The following is a 23426-nucleotide window of genomic DNA, read 5'->3' as shown; positions in this document are numbered from 1 at the left end:
GTTCGTAGTGTCGAGGATGGCGGCCCAGCCCTCCTCACGCAGCCAGTGTGCTCGCCTGCGCAGTCATTCCTTCTGGGTGGTGCCGGTCTCTGGTTCAGTGATCAGTGGAGGCGCCGGCGGAGCCTGCGTCGGCTCGGGCCTCCTGCCGATGGGCCTGTATACCCTCGTCTCTTGGGATCGAACTGCGGTTGGGTGTCGGTCACTGAAGGAGTCCGCCGACCCGAAACGGGACAGCGGATCGGACAGCAATCCCGAAAGGGTGAACTGCGGCGCATGACATGCCTCAGGCGAGAATCCGCCGCACTGCCCTCGTAGGCTGTCGCCCCGTACCTAGACCTGGGGACCATGGAATCCGGGGACACCGACAGTGACTCACCAAAAGGCCCCTGGAGCCGGTTGTGGTGTCCCTCTACAGTGCTCTTGAAGACCGGGGAAGGGGCGCGAAGTATGGAGGGGCAACGGCCGCTGAAACACCGGGCGTTGGTGGTCGGCGTCCAGGGTCCTCTCCCGGACCTGGAGGATGAGGACCAGCCGAGGTGGCAGCCGCTGCCGTTCGCCCAAAGCTACGCCAAACAGCTTCGCGCGGCCTTCCGTTTCTTCGGCTACCGACCGCACATCACCGAGGCGGACCCCGCCGGATCGGCGGCGGCCCTTGAGCAGGCCGTCGAGTCGGTGCTGGAGGCCGGTCCCGGGTTCGTCGTGGTGCACATCCTGGCCCACGGCAAACTGGCCGACAGTGGCGGGGTTTATGTCGTCGGTGGCGATGAGCGGCCTACCCGGCACGACATCGAGAGCTGGCTCAAGCTGGTCGAGGACACCGAACCGGAGGAGTCCGCGCCGCACGTGCTGTTCCTGCTGGACCTGTGCTATTCCGGCAGCGCGGCTCGGCGGGAGTGGCAGCACACCATGCCTGGGCATCGTCGACGGGCCTGGGTGATCGCCGCCAGCGGGATCGGCGAGCAAGCCTACGACGGTCACCTGTCCCGGGCAGTCGCTGAGGTGCTTGGACGATTCGCGAACGAGAGCGTACGGGTGGATCCGTCCGTGCCGTACATCCCCTTCCATCTCTTCTGCCGCCAGGTCAAAGACCTGGTGAAGGAGTACACGGCGGACGGGCCGCCGCAGGAGGTCCTCGACCCCTTGGTCCCCGCGTCGGATGCCGAGCTCTCCCACCTGACGTTCTTCCCCAATCCCGCATACGGCCGGGACGGTTCGCGAGCTGTCGCTCGCGACCGGATGGACCGCACGGTCACCGCACTCCTCGACGAGGTCGCCGACGTCCGTCATTTCGTCGGCCGGGCCTCCGGTGCGGAGGCAGTGTTCGGGGAAGGCGGTCCCGTGTTCTTCCGGGGCAGGGACGCCGAAGTGCGCTCGCTGTCGGACTGGTTGCGGGGCAAGGGCCGGGACCTGCGGGTGGTCACCGGCAAGCCGGGGGCGGGCAAGTCCGCGCTGCTCGGCGCTCTGGTCTGTGTGGCACACCCGGACCTGCGGGGCGAATCACACGGGTTATGGAAGTCGCTCGTCGGCGGGCCCCCGGTGGTTGACGAGTTGGCCGTGGTGCACGCACGCAAGCGCTCGGTCTCCGAGGTGATGGCCGCCCTGGGCCGCCAGTGGAAGCTGGGTTCGACCCGAAGTGTCTCTGATGTCGTCTCCGCGCTGCAGGGCCGCGACCGCCCACCGGTGCTGATTCTGGACGCGCTGGACGAGGCCGAGGATCCCCAGGAGCTGATGAAGGCGCTGCTCGCCCTGAGCCGGGTTTGCCGGATGCTGGTCGGCGTCCGCCCGGGTCGCTTCGCGCCGTTGTTCCGTCGGGCCGGCCGGGGACGTATCGATCTGGATCGCGTGCGGAAGCAGCGCCTGCGCGGCGAACTGCGCGACTACCTGCGTGATGTGCTGGCCACCGACTCCCACTATGCGACGGTGGAAGGAGAGGGAATCGCCGACCAGCTTGCGGACGGCATCGCTCGGGCATTGGCGCGGCGCGGGGCGCCGGAGTGCGGCGAGTTCCTGGTGGCCGCGCTGTACGTGCGGCGCGTACTCGATCAGCCTGTCCCGGACGATCCCGCCGGGGTGCGCCGACTCGTCACCGCCGTGCCACGCGATCTGCACAAGGTCATGGACCTGCACCGGGACGATCACCAGCACATCTTGTGGATGGACCCGGTCCTCTCCGCCCTGGCTTTCGCCCAGGGCGACGGCATGCCGGAAGAGGTGGTGCGGACGACGGCCGCGGCCTTCGGTCCGGGCAAGCCGAGGATCGAGCAGGTCCGGGAGGCGTTGGATGCAGCCCGCTTCTATCTGCGCCATGGCGTGGATGACGAGGGCAGGACGGTGTACCGCCTCTTCCACCAGGGACTGGCCGACAAACTCCGGTCCGAGAAGCCGGATGCCGATGCCGTGTTCACACAACTGCTCACCTTCGTACCGGACTCTCGTCGCTGGGCGACGGCCGAGCCGTACCTGCTGCGCCACGCGGCCCAGCACGCCGCCGATGCCGGACGGCTGGAAGAACTCCTCGACGACCCCGAGTTCGTCCTGCACGCCGACGCCGAAGCGCTGGAACGACAGCTTCGGCTGTTGGACGGTGCACGCTGGCGGCCGAAGTGGGCTCGACGTGACCGCCTTCCGCCACTCGCCAGACTGTACGTCGACACTGCCGACGCACACCGCTACCGAACTCCCTCGCAGCGCCGCCAGATCCTCACCATCGCCGCGGCGCAGCGGGGCGAGCAGGAACTGGCCTCGGCCCTTGCCAGCGGTGGATCGTGGCGCGCCCACCGGGTCGGACGCGTACCGGAGCACAGGCTGCTGCAGGAGATCCCGTGGGATTCTTCGACGCAGCCGCCTGTTTGGGTCGAGCGACGTTCCCGCATCACCAGCCTGGTGCCGGTGAGCCTGGGCGGCGGTTCGAACGTCATCACCGCTTCCCAGGATGGCAAGGTCCGTGTCTGGGACCTCCGGGAGCGCAAGGTGCTCGGATCAGGAGCGCCCCTTTTTGATGTGGACAAGGGCAAGAGCATGGTTGCCTGTACGGTCTTGGACTCCGTCATCCTCGCCACCTACTGGTTCGATGAGATGGGCGGCAATTCGTCACGGGTCAACGTATGGGAGTTGCCGGATGCGCGTTTCGTCAAGCAGAGCGTCAACGTCTCCCGGCAACTGTTCGTCGCCGTTGCCGGCGCCACCGTGCGCGACCGCCCGGTCGCGGTCCTGTGCGGCTATCGGCGGCGGCCATTGTCGTTCGACGCGGGGCTGTTGGTGCTGTGGGACCTGCGCGAGGATCGACGGCTGGGCGAGCCGCTCCTCGACCAGGGTGCTCCGCTGGGGTGTGTGGCGGTGGTGTCGGTGGGGGGACGCCCGCATGCGGTGACCGGTGGCGGCGATGGCACGGTCCGCGTATGGGATCTGGAGGCTGGTCAGGAGGTGCGGGTGCTCGCCGGCCACAAGGGGGGAGTGCGGTGTGTGGCGGCGGCGTCGGTGGAGGGTCGTCCGTATGCGGTGACCGGTGGCGGCGATGGCACGGTCCGCGTATGGGATCTGGAGGCTGGTCAGGAGGTGCGGGTGCTCGCCGGGCACAAGGGGGGAGTGCGGTGCGTGGTGGTGGCGTCGGTGGGAGGGCGTCCGCATACGCTCACTGGTGGAGAGGATGACACGGTCCGCATATCAGACATGTTGACTGGCGCCGAAGAGGACGTGCTCTGTCTTCCGGAGGGGCTGCGGGCGCTGGCGGTCGCCACCGACGGCATGGTTGTCGCTGCTCTGGCCGACATGCTCATCGCGTTGGAACCGGGCAGTGGACTTCCGCCGTTCCTCCCATGGAGCCCTGTCACCTGCGCCTGACCCTGCCAACTCCCGGAAGGACACAGCCATGTCTCTCGTAGTCGGCGTACACGGTGTCGGCAACCACGTTCGCGGCCGCGCACCGGAAGACGTCGCTGCCCAGCGGGCTGCCGTATGGGCCAGGAACCTTGCTGCCGGTCTCGGCAGACCCTTAGCGGACGGCGATGTGGCGTTCGCCTACTACGCGCACCATCTGAGTCGCGGCCTTCCGACCGCCCAAGGCCCGGATGACGACGCCCTGGACCATCTGACCCCGGACGAGACCGCGCTCGCGACCCACTGGCTTGAGTCCCTGGACCTGCCAAAGGTCACCGCGCAGGGGCGCCTGGCCATACCGCTGCGGCATGCCGCGGAGATGGTGGCGAAGCGTTTCAGCCTGGACGGTCGGCTCACACGTGCCTTCATCGCGCTGTGCTGCCGCGAAGTCGCCGCCTACCTGCGTGCCCCGGACGCGCCGACCCGCCACGCGGCTCGCGAGGAGGTCGCCTCGGTGATCGCCGAGCGCCGACCGCGGATAGTGATCGCCCATTCTCTCGGCACGGTGGTGACCTATGAGGCCCTGCACGCCCACCCTGAGCTGACTGTCGATCTTTTCATCACCCTCGGTTCGCCGCTCGCCCTGCCGCATGGCGTCTTCCACCGCCTGCTGCCCGCACCCGTCGAGCGAGGCATCCGCCCCCCGGGCGTCGCCCGCTGGGTGAACGTGTCCGACCACGGGGACCCCGTGGCCATCCTGCGGCCCCTGAGACGCTACTTCGACGGCGTCGACCTCGATCTCCAGGAGAGCGTCCGTCTCTTCGACTTCCATCGCGCAGTGGGCTACCTCCGCAGTCCGGCCGTCGCTGCTGCTCTGGATCCTTACCTGCCACGACGGTAGCCGGCTGCTGGGAGGAGCGGACACCGCTGCCTGCGCGCCGTCGGGCGTGGCGGTCGGGGCAGAGACTGACAAATAGGCGTTTAACTACGGTGTACGTCGTGTTGTCGTTCCTCTCGGCCGTGCTTCCCGTCACTCCGGCCTGACCCCGTTCAGGAGGCGAAACCGTTCGGCGCTGTGCCTCCCCTTGTCGGCGCTCGAAAGCCCTCCGCGGCGCGTCACCGGCGCTTCAGCCGATGCGAGCCCCCGTGCCGCCGGCCCGGACGCGCCGGTCGCCCGGGCGCAGCGTCACCGTGAGCTTGCCGGGGCGGCCCAGGTCCTCGCCCTGGCGCAGGGTGAGCACGGCGTCCTCGGGGACCAGTCGGCGGCGATGGCCAGCATGTCACCGTCGTCCAGGCCAGTGGCGTCCAGGACGACCCCGGCGGGGTTCCCGCCGTCGGGGTCACTGGAGAAGGCGGTGTAGCGCAGCACCTCGGGCCGCGACGCGTCCGTCGTCATGCTCGCGGCAACACGGGGCGGGCCACGGCTATTCCGGCCTCAGGGAACAACGGAGCAGCCATAGCGGAACGTTTCGCAAAGCCGTCGGATCTCGGAGTCGGAACGGCGGCTCCTACGACTCCACGAGTTCAACCTCAGTAGCCCGACACCGAACGTCGCCGAGCTCTGCGAGGAGCTCGGAATTCCCGGTGGGGAACCGTAGAGACTGCATCGTAGACACCGGCCACCACTTACGTGGCGTCGGTCTGGGGGTCGTCGTCCCAGTCGGTCGCCAGTGCGGCCGGCAGCGGCAGCCCGTACTTGTCGCACAGGAATCGGGTCTGGCAGTACCGCTGGGCGTCGGCGGCCACCCTGCCGAGGACCGCGGAATTCATGCCGGCACCGATGAGGACCCCCACAAACGGCACGACCTTGGCGACATTTTGAACGGGCACCCTGGAGCCGGCCGGGCCCAGCTGCTTCATCAACTTCTCAAGGGCGGCCAGGAGGCGGTGGTCCTGGCGAAGCTTCTGTGACCAGTTTATGCGTCCCTTGACCGCGTCCGCCGCCCGTGCGGCATCACGCAACGGCTTGGCTTTGGCCGCCTGTGCCATGAAGGACCGCTGTACCAGGCGTTGGATGAAGTCCTGCTCCTTGGGGTCTTTGGCGTCGTAGCCGTAGAAGTACGCGATGCGCGCTGCTATCGACGTGCTCAGGACCTGGACGACGAGGATGTCCGCTGTCATCGCGACGGGAATGCCGGCGACGGGGACCATGGCCAGCAGGCCCATGGCGCCGCCTTCGAGCGCGCCGGTGGTCCGCCACTTGAGGGTGTTGCGGGTCAGCAGCCGGTCGCAGACCTTGAGGTCCTGCTGCCGCAGTTCGGTGAAACTGTCGATTTCGAAGCCTCGCTTGCGGGCGAGCTTCTCGATGTTCTTCGGGTCGTTGAGATCCATGGCCCAGTCGTTGACCAGCTCGAGCAACGCTGCCGCGCCTGCGAGCGCCGGTTGCATGGCTTTGTCGGCGACCGCGTCGCCTGCGCGACGGATCGGTTCCTTGACCGCTTCTGGGACAGCGTCCGTAACCCGTCTTGCGGCGTTTCCCGCGACCTCACCGGTGCGACCGAGCGCGGTGCTCGCCCAGTTCGGCAGGCCACGGCGGTTGTTGCGGCGCTGCCAGTGCTCGTTGAGCGTGTCCCATACCTGCCCCTCGTACGCGCTCATCGGGATTGCACCGTCGACGAGTGAGTCGGCGTAAGTGCTCACTGAGGTTCTCCATTTCGACTGTGATCGCTGGGCCCACGGTGCCCTACCAGCCGACGCGTGGGCGAAGTACATCGTCCAATGCCAAGTTCTGAAAAAGGTGGGGATGCGCAGGAAAGATACGGAGCAGCCATCCCGAGTCGGTTGGCCGTTCAGTCGCCGAGGGTGAACGCGAGGCCACCCGCGCGCAGTTCGTTCTCGGTCTGGGTGAGACCGCCGCGGTGGGAAACCTCGACCGTGTAGAACTTCGAGCCCGGTGCGATGTCGTCGACCGTGAAGGGGAACTCGCAGCCCTGCTCCGTCTTCTTGCCGAAGCTCAGACTTCCCTTGGCGACGAGGGTTCCGGCGGCGTCGGTGACGCTGACCTGGGCGCCGAAGTCGATGTCGGAGTAGCCGTCCGTTCCGGAGCACGGTTCGTCGGGGCCGAGACCCACGCCGATGCCGGCGACGGTGAGCTTCCCGTCGGTGCTGAACGTCCTTTCCTCGCCGCCGGCCAGTGATGTCCCGGCCCAGCAGGCTCCCACCACGGCGGCCCCGAGGGCGGTGCCGATCGCGAGGAGGGTGCCGCGCGACAGCCGCGACCAGCGGGAGGCCGACGTGGTCGGCGGGTGGTCGGGCAGCGCGGGTGTCGGTTCGGCGGATGCGGGGGCCGACTCCTCGACCGTTCCCCGAGTCGTTTCGGGGACCGCGGTCGGGGGAGGGGTCTGCGGCTGCTGCTCCGGGGTGGACATCGTGGAACTTCCTCTCGGTACGGAGGCGCGGAGGCGCGGCGACTGAAGACGTGAAGGTCGTGAGAGACGGACACGCGGCGGAAGGCGGGTGTGGCGAGCGGAGGCAGGCGGACGTGGGGCTCAGCCCCGCTCCCGTCCCCGCCGGTACTCGGCCAGCGCTCCACTCGCCCAGAGCGGGACCAGCCGGGGGATCTCGGTCACCGGCACCCTGCCGTTCAGGGAGCGCAGGCCGAGCTTGGCCAGGGAGTCGGCGGCCTCGTTGAGCGGGTTGCCGACGTGGGCCTTCTCGTGGACGAAGGTCAGGCCGGGCGTGTACTCCGCGTACATCTGCAGCTTGACGAGGCTGGGCCGACGGCCCTGCGAGCGCAGCCGGGTTTCGTAGCCGTCCGGCATCCGGTCGCCGCCGTTCTGCCACTCGTGCAGGAGGGTCAGGGCGTCGAGGTTGTCGACGCGCACCTCGACGAGCCGCCCGGGGTGCGCCGCGAAGATCCGCCGCAACCCCCAGTACACGGACCGGAGTTCGGTGACGACCACGCGGACGCGGGGCGTGGTGAGGTACCGCGGGTAGACGTGGGCGCGTAGTCCGGTCTCGCCGGTGGTGGCGAGGTAGCCGGTGCCCACCTTGTCGGCGGTGACGGAGGCGTCCGTGGCGAGCACGATCGGCGTCCGGCCGACGGCCTTGACCGTGTCGTCGAAGTGCACCTGCCGGTGGCCCCGGAGGGCGGGGCGGGGTGCGCGGGCGAGCGGAGAACGACGGCCCATCGGCGGACCCTCCTGTTCACGTTGGGCGGGTGGCGGAGAGAAGGACGGAGGGGAAGGGACGGGGCGGGCGGCCCGGTTTTGGCCGCCCGCCCCGGGGTCCGCCGCGTCCCCCCACGAGCGCGGCGGCGTGTGCGGCGGCCGGTCAGCCGACCTTGGTCCACTCCTGGCAGCCGTTGGTCTCGAAGTACTCGCCCTTGTTGACCGTCACGCGGCCCTGGCCCTTGAGATTGTCGTTGGCGATGATCGCCTCGAACTCTCCGGAGGCGTCCTTGGCGCGGGCCCAGTAGCAGTTGTCGACGAAGCCGCTCTTGTCGGGCCCGGCGGTCTTGTAGGTGCCGGCCTGCATGTCCTCGCCGACGAGGTACTGGCCGTCGCCCTCCACCGTGGTGGCGGGCCCCGGCTTCTCGGCCGGCTTCGGCGTGACCGTGACCTTCTCGGTGACGGTCGCGGCGGGCTCGGGTTCGCCGCCGCCGGGGCCGCGGTCTTGGTGACGGTGACGGCCGGGGCGGGAGCGGCGGAGCCGTCCGTACCGCCGGAGTCCCCGTCGCCGCCGATGCCGACGCCGACCATGAGCGCGACGAACGCGGTCGCGCCGTGGGTGAGCCATGCCTTGCGGCGCGACGGCTTCGGTCTCATCGGCTGCCCCATGGCGAGCTGCCCGCCACCGGCCGGCGGGAAGGGCGGTACGGCGTTCCCGGGCCGCCCGGCCCACCCGGTGCACCGCCGGTGCCGGGGAACTGCGGGTTGCTGGGCGGTATCGAGGGCGTGTGGCTCATCGCGGTGATCCTCCGGTCGGCGTCGTGGCACTTGGCCACCACAAGGTGCCTGCCGCTCTGCGCTCTGGGTCTGGACACCGCTGATAACCAGGGTTATCGGGCTGACGCGATCACAACAGCACGCCCCACTCCTACGGTTCCGTTTCGTCGACAGGTGCCCAGCAGTCCCGCCGCCTCCCTCGCCTGTCGGTGCTCGCCCCTTCCACATCAGTGCGGGAACCACGGGAGACACCACATGGACGCGACGCACCACAGCAACGCGCTGCCGCTGCCCCAGCTTGTCGAGGCGCGGTTGGCCGGGGATCCGAAGCTCACCGACGGGGTGAAGAGCCGCATCCGCGAGGCCCTCGGCGACTCCGAGGGCGTACACGAGTCCCACACCCTCGCCGGCCCCGTCTACCTGGGAAAGGTCACGGTCACTGGCTTCCGCGGCGTCGGTTCGGAGGCGCGGCTGAACCTGCGGCCGAAGCCGGGAGTCACCCTCGTCGTCGGACGCAACGGCTCCGGCAAGTCGAGCATCGCCGAGGCCATCGAGACCCTGTTCACCGGCACCAACGCCCACTGCGCCGGGCAGCACCCGAACCGCACCGTCCGCTGGCGCAACCTGCACCAGGGCGAACAGACCGCCGTCGAGGCCAAGCTGACCGTCGAGGGCGACCAGTCGCCGAGCACCCTCACCCGCACCTGGACCGGCGACGCCTTCACCGACTCCCAGGCCGTGCTCAGGCGGCCGGGACACGGCACCGTCCCCCTGGAGCAGGTCAGCTGGGAGCAGGCGACGCGGGCCTACCGGCCGTTCCTGTCGTACGTCGACCTCGGCAACCTGATCAACGGCAAGCCGTCCGAGATGTACGACAACATCGCCGCGATCCTCGGACTCGACCACCTCAACGCCGCCGCGCGACGGCTTACGGCCGCGAAGAAGGAACTCGACGCCGTCGTGAACGCCGAGAAGGAAAAGAAGCCGCTTCTCCACGGGGCCCTGGAGAACGTGGGGCACGACGACCGGGCGCTCAAGGCCCTCCTGGCGATGGAGGAGAAGGGCGGTCCCGACCACGCCGTGCTCGACGCCCTGATCGCCGGTGTGCCCACGGCCGACGAGGGCCGGCTGCGCGAGGCACGGCTGGAGGCCGCCGCGGAGGGCCCCGACCTCGACCGGGTCGGCGCCGCCGTCGACGCACTGCGGCACGCCCTCGCCGACGTCGACGACCTGAAGGGGACCGCGGCCGCCGACGCCCACAGCAGGGCCCAGCTGCTCCAGGCGGCCCTGCGGCACAGCGACCGCCACGCCGACGACACGGCCTGCCCGGTCTGCGGCACGGAACAGGTCCTGGACCGGGAGTGGGCCTCGCGCGCCGAGGCGCAGATCGCCGCGCTCCTGCGCGAGGCCGAAGCGGTGCGCGAAGCCGAGGCCGGCCTGCGGACCGCGACGCGGACCCTGCACGACCTGATCCTCCCGCCGCGGGAGGTCCCGGCCGCGCTCGGCGATCCGTGGCGGACCTGGAGCGACTGCCGGCGGATCGCCGACCCCGCCGAACTCGCCGAGCGCGCGCTCAAGGCCGCGGTGACCCTGGCGGACGCGTGCGAGGTCGTGGCCAGGAAGGCACGTGAGGAACTGGCGGCCATGGACGAACGCTGGCGTGCGGTCGTCGAGCTGCTGGCGGAGTGGACGAAGCTCTCCCGGCAGGCCGAGGCCGCCAAGCCGCGCAGAACGGAGATCGGCGCCGCCCTCACCTGGATCAAGAAGGTGACGACCGAGATCCGCGACCTCCGTGTCGACGCCTTCGCCGACCACACGCAGCGGATCTGGGAGAAGCTCCGCCGCCAGAGCAGCGTCGACCTGAAGAACGTCAGCCTGCACGGCAGCGAGCGGGCCAACGTGCGCAAGCTGATCATGGACGTCACCGTCGACGACACCGAGGCCCCGGCCCTGAGCGTCATGAGCCAGGGCGAACTGCACTCGCTCGCCCTCTCCCTGTTCCTGCCCAGGGCCGCCACGGCCGACAGCCCCTTCGGCTTCGTCGTCATCGACGATCCCGTGCAGTCCATGGACCCGGCGAAGGTCGACGGCCTGGCCCAGGTACTCGACGAACTCGGCCGCGACCGGCAGGTCGTCGTCTTCACCCACGACACCCGGCTCCCGCACGCCTTCCGCAGCCAGGGCCTGCCCGTGACCGTGCTGAAGGTGGAGCGCGGCGAGAAGTCCAAGGTGAACGTCACCTCCGAGACCGACCCGGTCAAGGAGGCCATCGACGACGCCATGGCCCTCGCCCACACCGCCAACTGCCCCGACACGGCACTGCGCAACGTCCTGCCGTCCCTGTGCCGCGAGGCCCTGACCAAGGCGATCGTCGAAGCGGCCTGGATCCGCCGGAGCCGCACCGGACAGCCCACCGACCGTCTGCAGGCCGCCATCGACGAGACCGAACGCCTCATCCCGCTCGCCTCTTTCGCCCTCTTCGACGACGGTCTCGTCCACCCCGACGACGACGTCAGGAGCCGTCTGCGCGCCCTGTACGGAGGCGAGAGCACGAATCTGATCAGCCAGTGCCAGCGCGGCGCCCACCCTGACGGATTCCTCCCGCCCGACCCGGTCGCCTTCGTCAGGAAGGTCGAGGCCCTCGCCAACCGGATCCGCAAGCCGGAGGTGAACGCCTGATGCCCGCCACCCGCACGAGCGCCGGCAGCGTCGCCGGACTCCTCGCGACCGCAGACAGCCTCCTCACCGCGGGCCTGGGCGGCCCGCTTACCCCGGCCGGCCGGGCCCGCGGCGCGGCCTACGCCCTGCGGATCGCCCTGGAAGCGGCCGTCGACGCAGTCCTCACCGCCGAGGAAGCCGGACTCCGCCAGGTCACCATGCGAGCGAAACTGCTCTGCCTGCGCCACTACGCCGGCCCCGACCTGGCCCGTCGCGTCAACGCCCTGTGGAGCGGGCTCAGCACGGGCTGCAAGTACCACCACGACGAGATCGGACCGGGCCACGCCCAGGTACGCGCCTGGCAGACGGCCGTCGAGGAGCTCGTCACGGAGCTCGCCGTGCCGGGGACGGACCTGAACTTCCCTCAGCAGACGGGCATGCAGCGTCCGCAGACTGAGGTGAGGATGGCGGCTTACGACGGTGAGCACACGTAGGGACCGGCAGCAACGGGCTTTGGCCCGCCGGAACTGCCGAGACGGCCGATAGGGTTTCGCGCTGTGGAAATCGGATCTTTGGTTGAGCAATGTGACGGCAGTGCCGTACGTCGTGTAGGTACCGTTCGTGCGCTGGACGAGACGGAAGTCGTCGTCGAGTGGGAGGGGGGTGAGAGTGAGCATTTGCCCGTGCCCGTACCGGAGTCGGTGAGGGCTCTCGTGCCGGGAACGATCCGGTACAAGGCCGCAACCGATCTCGCCATCCTCCAGGATGAGTTCGAGGACAACCCTGTGAAGGTGCTGGTCGGGCTGGTCCGCGAACTGGGCGAGCGGGTCACCATCACCGCGCTTCGGAAGTGCGCGGAGAGCATGGGGATCGCTGCGAGCATGTCGCTCGATGAGTGGGGCCACATGCGGCAGTTGCTTCTGGCTGAACCTCAGATTCGGCAAGACGGGAAAAGCGGCTTGCGGTGGAGTGAGGGCGGGAGCAAGTCCGAGAGCCCCAGCCGGCAACAGTCAGCGCCGGAAGCGCTCCGCGAGTTGGCGAGTAAGCCCCGCAAAATAAGGGCTAGAACCAAACAGTCGTTGTCCGCTGCCGTGTCCGCCGGGCTCAAGGAGCTGTCGCCGTACGAACTGCTCGCAGCGCATGCGCTCGACGTGCCGGTGACCGAGTGGCCGCAGCAGTGGACGGAGACTCGTCCCGAGCAAGTGCCTGAAGAGATTCGACTGGTGGCTGTCGAGCACATCACCGAGATGTCGCGCGCCAGGAGCCGCATCGTTCTCCCCGGCACCGAACCCGGCCCGGCCGCGCGGAAGGCTGCGGATATCCCGTCCTCCCTCGGTCTCCTCCCGCTGCTTGTCCCCCTTGTTGCGATGCCCGCTTCGAGCCTCGCGGCGGACAAGGCGGCCAGGGCGCTGAGTGGCGAGCACGCGTGGAACGCCTTGCGCGCTGCTATGGACTACTTCGAGCAGGCCCTGTCCGTGGGTTCCGACCCCAAGGACACATCGGACCGGGAAGAGCGGTTGGCCCCCCTCTCGGCCAGGGCCAGAGAACTTCTGAAGACGGTGTTGATGAGGCGGCCCAAGGAGGATGACCTTCCCTGGCGGGACTTCGCGGAGGAGATGGCCTCCCGGGCCTGCGCATTGCTGGCGGACCCCCGGACCCGGCAGCAACCGAACGGAACCGTGCGGGCATGGGCCCAACACGTGGCCGCCCATCCGGCCATTCCCACTGAGCTTCGAGAAGCAGCCAGAACCGTCCAGGTCGTCGCGGCAGTCGAAGCCGCCGATGCGGTCGATGCGGACAGCACGGGTATCGGCGAGAGGACGAAGGAGAGCCGGGAGGTCGAGGCCGTACGCGAAACGCTCACGGGGGACGCTGAGCAGACGAAGTCCACGGGCGTTGAAGAGGGAAGCGACGCCGACGCAGAGGTAGGCGAAGCCGCCACCTTCGCACCCAGGGACGCCGCGGTCGCGGCCGACGATCCTCCTCAGGATGTGACGAATGACGTCCCGGATGAGACACCGGAAGCGGCGCAGGAGCCCGAGCGGAACCCGCAGGCCGAGATCGCGGCCCTGACCCGCTTGCTGGAGGAGGAACGGAGCAACGCCGATGCGGCTCGGGCCGAGCACGAGCGGGAGCGTCGGGCCGCGTCGGCCGCGCTGGCCGAGGCGGAAGCAGCGGCGAACCGGTTGCGGCTCCGCGTCGAGGACGAGGAGAAGCACCGTGCCGAGGCCGAGGCGCGTGCCCACGCCACCGAGGCCAAGTGGGAATCGGCCCAGCGGGACCTGGAAGAGGCGGCTCAGCGCGCCGAGGCAATGACACGTCAGCTCCGGCGGCGGGACGACGAGCTGCGGCAGTCCCGGCAGACCGCGCGCGGGGCGTCGCAGGCGCAGTTGCGGCAGGCCAGGATCGACACGCTGCGCGTGCTCGCCGCGGTACTCGCCGAAGTCGCGGACCAGGCGGTGCACGAGGGTGAGAAGGAGGGGCTGGCGAACGCTCTCTACCGGAGAGTCCTGGCGCGGGCGGCGGCAGCCGGGGTGTTGGACATCGGCGTGCTCGGCGAGGAAACGGATTACGACCCGGCGGTTCACCGGGCCCCGGGCGGACCGGCGGCGCGGGTGGTGGTGGAGCGGCCCGGCTTCGTGTGGCAGGGCCCTCGTGAACCCGGGCCTGTCGTGCTGGAACAGGCGATCGTCCGCAGGGCCGAGTAGTAGGCAGGGCAGTTGATTTCCGCTGCCGGGACCGAAGCCCGGCGGCCAGGGTCCATGGAGGACATCGGTGCAGCACGACAAGCCCTTGATCGGTATCGACTTCGGTACCGCGACCACCTTGGTGAGCCAGCGGCTCCCCGGTGGTGCACCGGAGAACGTGCCGATCGGTCACGGCACGGCCTGGATGCCGAGCCTGATCGCCGTTTCCCCCTTTGGTGAACTCCTGTTTGGCGAAGGCGCCGAGGCGGCGGCCGGGGCCTCGGCGCTGCGGTCGGTGAAGCAGTGCATCACCCTCGGCCTGACGCCCGATGCGCTGCCTGGCCAGGAGAGGGGCGGCACGGTCCGCCAGTCGGCGGACACCCTGATCAAGCAACTGCTGGAGCATGTGCTACTGCGCGCCAGGGCCGCCGGAGCGGACACGGAGGATGCCCACTTCCGCCTTGCCTGCCCAGCCATCTGGGACGGACCGCAGCGCAGGCGGCTCGCCACTCTGGCCAGGGCCGCGGGCATTCCGGTGGCTGTCGGGGACATCGTCGACGAGCCCGTGGCCGCCGGACTCGCCTGGTCGGAGGGTCTCTACTGGGAACTCGGCGAGGACCGGCCCGACGGAACCACGCTGGTTTTCGACTTCGGCGGGGGCACCCTCGACATCGCCGTGGTGGAGGTCATCGAATCACTCCAGGACAGCGCCCCCGAGCTCACCGTGCTCTCGGCACGCGGTGTGGCCAGGGCCGGTGACGCGCTGGACCTCCGGATCGCCCGGGATCTGGAACAGGACCTGGAGGCCACGGGCATATCAGTGGACCGGATGCCTGATCCCTCCATCCTCAGGGCCCTGCTCGTGGCGGCGGCCCGACGGCTCAAGGTGCTGCTGTCCGACACGCGGTACGACGAACAGGCGGTTCCGGTCGGCGGCGGATACACCAACCTGCCGCTGCTCACCTACACGCGCCAACGGCTGGAGGAGGCCTTCCGCCCCCAGATGGAGGAAGCCCTGGAACACGTCAGGGCCGCCCTGTGCGAGGCGCGGCTGCGTAGGCGCACGACGCCCGACATCGCGCGTCTGGCCCGTATGCCGCTGTCGGAACTGGCGACCGACGTGCAGCACGTGCTGCTCGCCGGAGGCATGTCCCAGGTGCCTCTGGTGCGGCAGGCCTTCGAGGAGAAGTTCCCCCATGCCGAGGTGGAGTTCGACAGAGCGTTGGAATCGCCGGAGCAGTCGGTCGTGACCGGCCTGGTGGTGCACAACTACCACCGGCTCAACCTCCCCCGGCCCGGCTTCGACCTGGTGCTGGAGTGGGACGACTCCGACGGGGGCCGACGCAGCGAACTGCTCTATCCTGCCTTCGAGCCCCTCTACACCCCGCACCAGGTGATGCGCCGTGAGGAGCTGGCCCATCGCTGGAGGGGGACACCGGACGTCCGAAGGGTCACCAAGGCCCGGATCCGGGCGATGGCGGTGGACGGGGAACCGATGGACTTCTCGGTGGAGGGCAGCGCACTTCCCCATCTGCCCGTCGAACTTCACCCGAGGACGCCCTTCTCCCTTGCACTGCGGCTCAACGGCGAGATGGTCGTGCATGACTCCACCGCCCGGCCCATGACGTTTAGGGTGGAGAGGTGGCCCGTGCTCCGGGCGGGAGAGCAGGGTGCCATTCGTCTGACGCGTGTGCGAAGGGGCGTTCAGGAACACCAGCGGCCGTCTTTCACCGACCTGTATTCCCATCCGTGGCAGTGAGGCGCCCGGCGGTGGCCCGGGGTGTGCCCCTGGCCACCGCCGGCGTCCGGCGTCCGGCGTCCGGCGTCCGGTCAGTCCCCTTCGACCAGAACGAGGGCGACCGTCTCGGTGGACAGGCTGAAGCGGGCGTCCCGCTCCATCTGTGCCAGGAGGGCGTCCCGCCGGGTCTCCAGGTGAGTCACCCGGCTCTCGTGGAGGCGGCGGATCGAGGGGTGGTCCACCTCGTGGGCGAGACGACGGGCCCGCGCGATCTTCACGTGGAAGGTGTCCCGCACCGTCGCGCGCCGACCTTCGGCGAGCCGCGTGTTCTCGGCCTCGTAGAGCCGCTTGGTCGTGCGCTCCTGCACGGCCGCGAGGGCCTGCACCTCTGCCAGAGTCTCGGCGAGCAACGCGTCGATACCTGCGGGCAGCGGCTCGTCGGCGCGGGTGAGCTCACCGCGGGCGAGAGAGGTCAGCAGCGCGGTGCCGACCTCGGGTACCTCTTGCATCGTCCGGATGTCGGCCGCGGTGGTCCACAACTCGCGGCGCGAACGTGTGCCGTCCGTACGCGCCAGCCGGACCTCCACCAGATAGCGGGAGCCGGGCGGCAGGCCGGGCAGCCGCACCCGTCCGTAGCGCAGGAGCAGCTCGGGATGCTGGTCGTACCACCACTGGGCGGTGCGTACCAGCGGATGGCGGACGCTGAGCAGCGGAAGCCCGCCCGCCGATGAGGCGCTCGCGGTGAAGCAGGCGCGCATCGGTGAGCCGCTCTTGAGCCTGGCCAGCAGATCGCCGCGGGGATGGGGGAAGGCGCCCGCGTCCATCGCCGCGTACATCGCCTTGAGCAGGTCGCTGCTGCCGGTGATGTCCACCAGGTCGTCCTCGTGGGGGACTTCGCGCAGCAGGCCGTACCCGCTGTCCGTGAGGAAGGACTCGACGAGTCCGCGGATCTCCTTGGGGCCCAGGTAGCGCCCCCTGCCCGGGCTGGTCTCGTCGAAGCCCTCGATGAGCAGGCCGTCCAGGCCGGTGAGAAGTGCCTGCGCGTCGTTCAGGGTCTCCAGGTCCTTCTCCCGGTCCACCCGCGCGACCGCGATCCGGTCGACCTGGCGGCGCCGTTGCTCGGGGGTGAGTTGAGGGTCCAGGACGATGCGGTGCAACTCCTTGAGGCGCCCGCGCAGGATCGGTTCGAGTTCTCCGATGGAGTCCTGGAAGACCCCGATGCGCATGTAGAGGCGCTGGAAGATGTCGGTCTCGATGGTGCCGGGGACCTGCATGTTGAAGATGAAGATCTTCTCGTGCTGCTGGCCGAACCGGTCGAGGCGTCCGATGCGCTGTTCGACCCGCATGGGGTTCCAGGGCAGGTCGTAGTTGACCAGGACGTTGCAGAACTCGAAGTCCAGGCCCTCGCTGCCCACCTCGCTCACCAGAAGCAGATCGAACGCGCCGGCACGGAAGTCCTTCATGACGCGTTCCCGCTCGACCGGCGGGGTCTTCCCGTGCATCACCCGCACCTTGAACTCAGGAGTCAGCCTCTCCTCCAGGTACTCCAGGGTGCGGGTGAAGAAGGAGAAGACCATCGCCTGCCGCATGCCCTTCGCGCGGGCGCTCCGCAGCATCTCCGCGAACCGCTCGAACTTGGTGTCCACGGGGAGCTCCCGCAGCAGGGAGCGCAGCGCCGAGAGATCGTCGGCCTGCTCCGCAAGTTCACGGGCGAGCTTCTCGGGGGAGGCGGCCGATCTCCTGGCGTTGTCGTTCAAAGCGTCCTCGGCGTCGTCGACGACCCCCGACTCGTAGAGGAGTTCCTCGACGGCCTCTTCTTCGGCCGGTCGGGGTGAGAAACGCTCCCGCAGTCGCTGCTGCATGGCCGGGATACAGCTGGCCGCCTGCCGCAGCCACATCTGCGCGGCGAAGCCGGCGGCCGTGCCGCTGCGGGCGGCGCGCTCCAGGCACCATCTGTGCAGGGCGTCGTAGAAGGCGCGCTCCTGCGAGGTCCAGGTGACCGCGACGTCCTCGGCCTCGCGCAGGGCCTTGCGGTCGGGCGTGTCGGCCTTGCGCGTACGGTTGACAACGCCCGCAAGGGCGTTGAGTTCAGCGATGCACCGCCGTGCCTCGGCGCGTTGGTGGGGAGACAGCGGCTCGCCGGTGCTCAAGAGCTCCTGGAGACGCCGGAACTCCGGTCGTCGAGCAGTGATCCTGCCGTACGCGGAGGTCTGGACCCGCATGAGCCGGGAGTGCAGGGCCCGAGCGCCGTCGGGGGTGTCCGCGTCGCCCTCGGCGAGACCGACGGCCACCGCGTTCAGGTGGCGGTTGGGCTCGAGCTGGTTCTCGAAGACCTTGGGATCCGGGAAGGACGCCTCGTCGAGAAGGTGAACGAGGTTGTAGAGGTCCTGGTTGCCGAGGTTGAGCGGAGTGGCGGAGAGGAAGATCAGGGCATCCGCCCAGTCGGCGAGCAGGGCTGCCGCGGCGTGGCTCCGGCTGCTCGCGTTGCGCAAGTAGTGAGCCTCGTCCACGATCACGAGGTCGAACCTGGGCTGGAGGTCGGCGAGCTCATCGAGCTGCCCGGCCCGCCGGAGCCGTTCCAGGGACACCACTCCGGCGAACGGCTCACTGGTGTCCCCGCTGCGGAACAGCTCCACCAACTCCGCCATGCCCTCCTTGTCGAGGACACGCAGGTGTCGGTCGAAGCGGTCGCGCATCTCGTTCTGCCACTTGGTGACGAGTGCGGCGGGACACACGACGAGCCCTCGGAAGTGCGTGCCACCACGTCCCGAGGTCCGCCGCAGGTGGGTACGCTGCTCCAATTCGTTCCAGATCAAGCCGGCTTCGATGGTCTTGCCGAGACCGACTTCGTCCGCGATCAGCAAACGCTGGCGGGCCGAACTCATCAGCTTGAGCACGGGCCGGAACTGATAGGGCCGGAACACCGTGCGGCTCGACTGATACGAGTACACGACATCTGTGAGCGGTGTGCTCAATTTGGCGAGAGTGAGAGCCAGGGCGGTCCGGTCAGCGGGAGCGGGCGGACGGAAAATCCAGTCCTCGGGCTCATCCGCGCTGGGCGGAAGCGCCTCGAGGTCCTCTTCGAACGCCATACGGCGACCGCCGGTCGCGTCCTGCAACCTGTACTGGACGCTTCCGTCCCGCGTCGGCGTCGCCCTGAGCACGGTGAAGGTCTCTCGCCTCCCCGCCAGACGGACGAGGTCGCCGCGGACGAAAGCGGGTGTCACCTCGTCGGGGACAGCGGCGCACCATTCCCGGTACTGGAGAAGGGCCCGGTGAAGCATGTGACCGTCGTCTATGTCACGGAGACGCTTCCGCTGGGGAGCAACGGCGACTCCACCGTTGCTCAATGCGAATCCGACGAGAACCCGGCCGGCTCGCGACTCAAAAAGGTAGATGCCGCGGGGCAGCCTGCTCCGGGTGTCGCCGCCAAGCGCTTGCGGCACAGGATGCTGTCGTGCCGCGGGTACCGGGATCCGTTCGGAGCACTCCGGGCTGTCGTAGAAGAAATGCTGCGCTTCGCTGAGCGCTTCCAACGCCGTCGCTCCGGTCGGATCCTCCCAAGGGATGTACTGCAGTCGGAGCCGGTCGTCATCGAGCGGCGTACCTGCCGCCGTTGCTGATTTCTCCCTCATCCCGCCCCCCTGTCTGTTGGACACCCTGCCCGGGAACTCGAGCGGATCAACTCCCGCTGCCTGAGGAGGCCGGAGTGGTCCAGGCTGTAAAGCCGGTCACCAGAGGGATGGCGATCCTCCTGCTGCCGGGCTCATGCATGACGCCAAAGCCTCATCACAAAGCCGGTTTTGGCCCGCGCAAGACTACTTGGTAACACTCAGTGGCTGCCCGTCCCCTCTGCGAGAACTGCCACCACTTGTCGTCCTCTGCCTCGGGCTCGCCGAGCAGTCATGCGAAGCGACATCCTTCGACCTGGTCACGGACGGCTTTCGAGCGTGGTCGATAGGGGGTCGGTGGAACGGGGTGGAATGCGCGGTCGACGAGCGAGTGCTGGTCTGCCGAAGGCTCAAGCCTCAGGCCGAGATACGGGTGGACGCGATGTCCGCAAGCCGCCAGCAGGTCGCGGTTCGCGCGGATGCCCTATCGCCGGACATCCTCTCGGTGTCGTCCGACTGAGCGGACCGGCGGGTCTCAGCGCGGGCTTCCCAGTAACGCGAACCGCGCGCCCTCCGGGTCCGTCACCGTGGCGACGCGGCCGTGGCTGCCGTCGCGGGCCGGCGCGAGGACCTGACCGCCCAGGTGGAGGACCTGGTCCACCGCGTCGTCGGTGTCGGTCACGGTGAAGTACGTCATCCAGTGCGGACCCCGGTCGCGAGGAAGGGAGTTGCCCACGCCGTGGATGCCGGCGACCGGGCGGCCGTCGAGGTGCAGGGTGAGGTAGTCGTAGTCGGCGGAGACGACCGGCTCCTTCTCGTAGCCGAACACCGTCGCGTAGAACTTGGCGACGCTCTCGGACTCGAACGTGCGCAGTTCGTGCCAGGCCGGGGTGCCCGGCACACCGGCGATGCCGGTGCCGCGGTGCGCAGCTGCCTGCCACACGCCGAAGACGGCACCTGAGGGGTCCGAACAGATGGCGAGGCGCCCGGCCTCCTCCGCGTCGAGCGGACCCACGCCGAGGGTGCCGCCGCACAGCCGTACCGTCTCGGCCGTCTGATCCACGTCGTCGGAGGCGAAGTAGGGGGTCCAGGCGATCGGCAGGTGCCGGTCCGGAGGAAGCCGGCCGATGCCCGCCACCTCGCGGCCGTCGAGCAGCGCCCGCACATAGGGACCGAGCCGCCGGGGGCCGGGGCGGAACTTCCAGCCGAACAGCGATCCGTAGAACTCCTGGGTCGCTGCCACCCCGTGCACCATCAGACTCACCCAACAGGGCGTGCCGGGCGTGTACCGGGCGTGTGCTTCGCCGTTCCCGCCGGCCGACCCCCGTGCCTCGGTCATCGTCACCCTCTCCTCGGCCCCTCGCGGTGGCCGTGTCGCCTGCGCTCTCCGGACCCCGTGCCGATGCTCGCACCGCCCTCGGTGTCGCGCGCTCCGAGCGCGCCGCCGCATCCCGGCCTGCCCGTGCCCGGAGGATGCCCGATCTGCGGTTTCTCGCCTTGTCCAGGCGATTGCTCCCGGGTGTCGATCGGCTGTACAGCATGTGCCCGATCCTGTACGCCTTGTGATCGGACCTGTCCGGCCGAGCAGAGTAGTCGGACATGGACGATGCGACCACCCCGTAGGCGAGGATGGTGGCCATGAACGCCATCATTTCCGCATCCGAACTCGCGGGCGCCCTGGCGGGCGCGAACCCGCCCGTGCTGCTGGACGTCCGTTGGCAGTTGAGCGTGGCCAAGGCGGCCGGTGAGCCGCCGTTCGACGGGCGGGCCGAGTACCGGGCCGGGCACATCCCCGGCGCGGTCTTCGTCGACCTCGACCGGGAACTGGCGGGGGCGCCGGGCGAGCGGGGCCGGCATCCGCTGCCCGACCTGGCCGGGTTCGGCGCTGCGATGCGTCGGGCGGGTGTGTCGTCAGGGCGGCCGGTCGTCGTGTACGACGGTGGGCAGGGCTGGGCTGCGGCCCGGGCCTGGTGGCTGCTGGGGTGGACGGGGCATCCGGACGTGCGGGTGCTCGACGGGGGACTGCCCGCGTGGGAAGGTCCGCTGTCGGTGGAGGAGCCGACGCCCGAGGAAGGCGATTTCCAGCCGGTGCCCAGCCCTGAGGGGTTCCTCGACGCGGACGCGGCTGCCGCGCTGGCCCGCTCCGGTGTGTTGTTCGACGCGCGAGCGGCGGAGCGGTACCGCGGGGACGTGGAGCCGATCGACCGGGTGGGCGGGCATATTCCGGGGGCGGTGTCGGCGCCTACGACGAGAACGTGGGGGCGGACGGGCGGTTCCTGCCTGCGCAGGAGCTCCGGGCGCGCTTCGGTGCGCTGGGGCGCACGACGGTGCAAAGGTCGGCGTGTACTGCGGCTCGGGTGTTTCCGGGGCGCATGAGGTGCTGGCGTTGGCGGTCGCGGGGATTCCGGCGGCGCTGTACGTGGGGTCGTGGTCGGAGTGGTCGTCGGATCCGTCGCGGCCGGTTGCGGTGGGGCCGGAGCCGCAGTAGCGGCGTTGCGGCTGGGCGGGGGTGGTGCGCTCGTCTGCGCTGGCGGGGTGCCTCCCCCTACGGCGTACGTCGAGGGCCCGCTACCTGGGCAGGTGCGGGCCCTCGTTCTCGTACGGTTGCGTACTACTCCTGCTTCTTGCGCCGCGTCCCGAACACGATCTCGTCCCAGCTCGGGACGGCCGCTCTGCGGCCGGGGCGGACGCCGTCGGCCTCGGCCTGGCGGTCGGTGGCGCCGACGAGGCGGTCGCGGTGGCTGCCGACGGAGCGCGGCATCAGGACGTCCGCATAAGCGGACCCGGCCGAGGCAGCGGGAGCCGGGGGCTCCTCCGCCGCGGGCGGCTCGGCGGGCTCCTCCGCCGGCTCCGGCGACGGGCGCTCCGGCACGACGAGGTCGCCCCTGAAGCTCGGTACCGCCTCCAGCAGGCTGGTCAGCGAGTCCCGCTCGCCCGTGCTCTCCTCGGCAGGCTCCGGCGACGGGGCCGGCAGGACCGGCCGCTCCCGCTCCGGGGCACGCTCCACCGAGCGGTCGCGCGGCAGCCGTGCGATACGCGGGACGAAGGGGAAGCTGGGCTCGGGCGTGCCGAGGTCGTCGGACTCGCCGATGAGCGAACGCGCCTCGTCGTCGACGGCCTGGACGAGCCGCCGGGGCGGGTCGTACGTCCAGCTAGCCGAGTGCGGCTCGCCTGCGACGCGGTAGACGAGCAGGACCTCCCAGGTGCCGTCGTCGCGGCGCCAGGAATCCCACTGCACCGTGTCCTTCTCGGCGCCGCGCAGCACCAGCCGTTCCTGCACGGCCTCGCCGAGCAACGGGCCGGAGTTCTCGCCGGGGCGACGCACCGGTGTCTTCCGGGCGCGCTCGGCCATGAAGGCACGCTCGGCCAACACGGGGCCCTCGAACCGCCGTACGCGATCGACGGGGATGCCGGCCATCTGGGCGACCTCTTCCGCGGTCGCACCCGCACGTATCCGCGCCTGGATGTCTCGCGGGCGGAGATGGCTCTCCACCTCGATCTCGATCTGGCCGAGGCGGGGACGGTCGCCGCGCACGGCGGCGCGGAGCCGTTCGTCAATCGGAAGCGTGTACTCCGTGCTGTCCGCAGCCTTCAGCACCAGCCGTGTGCCGTCATTCGAGACGGCCACGACACGCAGTTCGGGCATGGGGACCTCCCGGGTGGTGCCTGCCGACGTCACGTGCGTCGCTGCTTCCGCTAGTCGAGTGTGGCCTGCCCGGGTGCAGCCTGCCACAACCTTGCCGAGTTGCCCGGCGTGTCGGGCGTGGGCCCTGGATCGCCGTTATGGCACGGTTACCTATTCGCAACGCTAAGTGACAAAATCCGTCACCCTGTGCAACAAGCCCCCTCCCGGCGGTCCTTGAAGGCCCCGGACACCCTGGCGGGAGACCGGACCCAGGGCTCGCAACAGTACTCCATTCGGACCACGTGCGTGGATTGCCACGCCGCCCAACTTCGTCCCGGGGGCCGCACTTGGCCGCCGCCGGCCGGATTTCTCGATCACAAACGTGGCGTACTTCACGGATTCACC

Annotated in this window: 13 protein-coding genes and 2 pseudogenes; 7 read left to right on the top strand and 8 right to left on the bottom strand. The window is 69.7% G+C overall.

Annotated elements, in window-relative coordinates; translation table 11 throughout:
* Nucleotides 1-447 precede the first annotated feature (447 nt).
* Both StrepF001_RS28305 and StrepF001_RS28300 read left to right on the top strand, forming a co-directional pair.
* Nucleotides 448-3840 (top strand): hypothetical protein, encoded by a 3393-nt coding sequence (locus StrepF001_RS28305; RefSeq protein ID WP_129801045.1) that lies wholly within the window; start codon nt 448-450, stop codon nt 3838-3840.
* 28 nt (nt 3841-3868) lie between these two features.
* Nucleotides 3869-4717: a hypothetical protein gene (locus tag StrepF001_RS28300; RefSeq protein ID WP_129801044.1), complete on the top strand. Its 849-nt coding sequence runs from the start codon at nt 3869-3871 to the stop codon at nt 4715-4717.
* A gap of 357 nt (nt 4718-5074) precedes the next feature.
* On the opposite strand, the pseudogene StrepF001_RS28290 reads toward StrepF001_RS28300, so the two are convergent.
* The 5 genes and pseudogenes from StrepF001_RS28290 to StrepF001_RS28270 form a co-directional block, all read right to left on the bottom strand.
* Nucleotides 5075-5212 (bottom strand): annotated as a pseudogene (locus StrepF001_RS28290) (PhzF family phenazine biosynthesis protein); the annotation flags it as partial.
* A 230-nt stretch (nt 5213-5442) separates the two neighbouring features.
* On the bottom strand, nt 5443-6528 hold the full coding sequence (locus tag StrepF001_RS28285; RefSeq protein WP_240797712.1) for an EcsC family protein: 1086 nt from the start codon (nt 6526-6528) through the stop codon (nt 5443-5445).
* 77 nt (nt 6529-6605) lie between these two features.
* Nucleotides 6606-7184, bottom strand: coding sequence for a hypothetical protein (locus tag StrepF001_RS28280; protein WP_129801043.1), 579 nt, complete (start codon nt 7182-7184; stop codon nt 6606-6608).
* Nucleotides 7185-7304: 120 nt separating this feature from the next.
* The gene (locus StrepF001_RS28275) at nt 7305-7946 is read right to left on the bottom strand and encodes a hypothetical protein (RefSeq protein WP_129801042.1); all 642 of its coding nucleotides are present in this window, start codon (nt 7944-7946) and stop codon (nt 7305-7307) included.
* Between the two features lie 142 nt (nt 7947-8088).
* Nucleotides 8089-8553 carry a hypothetical protein gene (locus tag StrepF001_RS28270; RefSeq protein WP_240797711.1) on the bottom strand — a complete coding sequence of 155 codons (465 nt, stop codon included), beginning with the start codon at nt 8551-8553 and terminating at the stop codon, nt 8089-8091.
* A 404-nt stretch (nt 8554-8957) separates the two neighbouring features.
* Between StrepF001_RS28270 and StrepF001_RS28265 the strand changes: the two genes are divergently transcribed.
* The 4 genes from StrepF001_RS28265 to StrepF001_RS28250 all read left to right on the top strand — a co-directional run bounded on the left by StrepF001_RS28265 (nt 8958) and on the right by StrepF001_RS28250 (nt 15806).
* Nucleotides 8958-11381, top strand: coding sequence for an AAA family ATPase (locus StrepF001_RS28265; RefSeq protein WP_129801041.1), 2424 nt, complete (start codon nt 8958-8960; stop codon nt 11379-11381).
* Nucleotides 11381-11854 (top strand): hypothetical protein, encoded by a 474-nt coding sequence (locus tag StrepF001_RS28260; RefSeq protein ID WP_206306964.1) that lies wholly within the window; start codon nt 11381-11383, stop codon nt 11852-11854. Before StrepF001_RS28265 ends, StrepF001_RS28260 begins: the two co-directional genes overlap by 1 nt.
* Nucleotides 11855-12043: 189 nt before the next feature.
* On the top strand, nt 12044-14068 hold the full coding sequence (locus StrepF001_RS28255; RefSeq protein WP_129801040.1) for a hypothetical protein: 2025 nt from the start codon (nt 12044-12046) through the stop codon (nt 14066-14068).
* A 67-nt stretch (nt 14069-14135) separates the two neighbouring features.
* Entirely contained in the window at nt 14136-15806 is a 1671-nt protein-coding gene (locus tag StrepF001_RS28250; RefSeq protein ID WP_129801039.1) for an Hsp70 family protein, read from the top strand.
* A 71-nt stretch (nt 15807-15877) separates the two neighbouring features.
* On the opposite strand, the gene StrepF001_RS28245 is transcribed toward StrepF001_RS28250, so the two are convergent.
* Nucleotides 15878-19069, bottom strand: coding sequence for a helicase-related protein (locus StrepF001_RS28245; protein WP_165396401.1), 3192 nt, complete (start codon nt 19067-19069; stop codon nt 15878-15880).
* A gap of 862 nt (nt 19070-19931) precedes the next feature.
* Nucleotides 19932-20735, bottom strand: a complete 804-nt coding sequence (locus StrepF001_RS28240; RefSeq protein WP_129801037.1) for a VOC family protein — start codon at nt 20733-20735, stop codon at nt 19932-19934.
* Nucleotides 20736-21034: 299 nt separating this feature from the next.
* Here StrepF001_RS28240 and StrepF001_RS28235 point away from each other — a divergent pair.
* Nucleotides 21035-21884, top strand: a pseudogene (locus StrepF001_RS28235) (sulfurtransferase).
* 123 nt (nt 21885-22007) lie between these two features.
* Here the strand turns inward: StrepF001_RS28235 and sepH are convergent.
* The gene (gene sepH / locus StrepF001_RS28230; protein ID WP_129801036.1) at nt 22008-23042 is read right to left on the bottom strand and encodes a septation protein SepH; all 1035 of its coding nucleotides are present in this window, start codon (nt 23040-23042) and stop codon (nt 22008-22010) included.
* Between the last annotated feature and the right edge of the window lie 384 nt (nt 23043-23426).

The organism is Streptomyces sp. F001 (genome assembly GCF_004187715.1).
Taxonomy (GTDB): domain Bacteria; phylum Actinomycetota; class Actinomycetes; order Streptomycetales; family Streptomycetaceae; genus Streptomyces; species Streptomyces flavusporus.
This window is presented reverse-complemented; position numbering and strand designations above follow the sequence as displayed.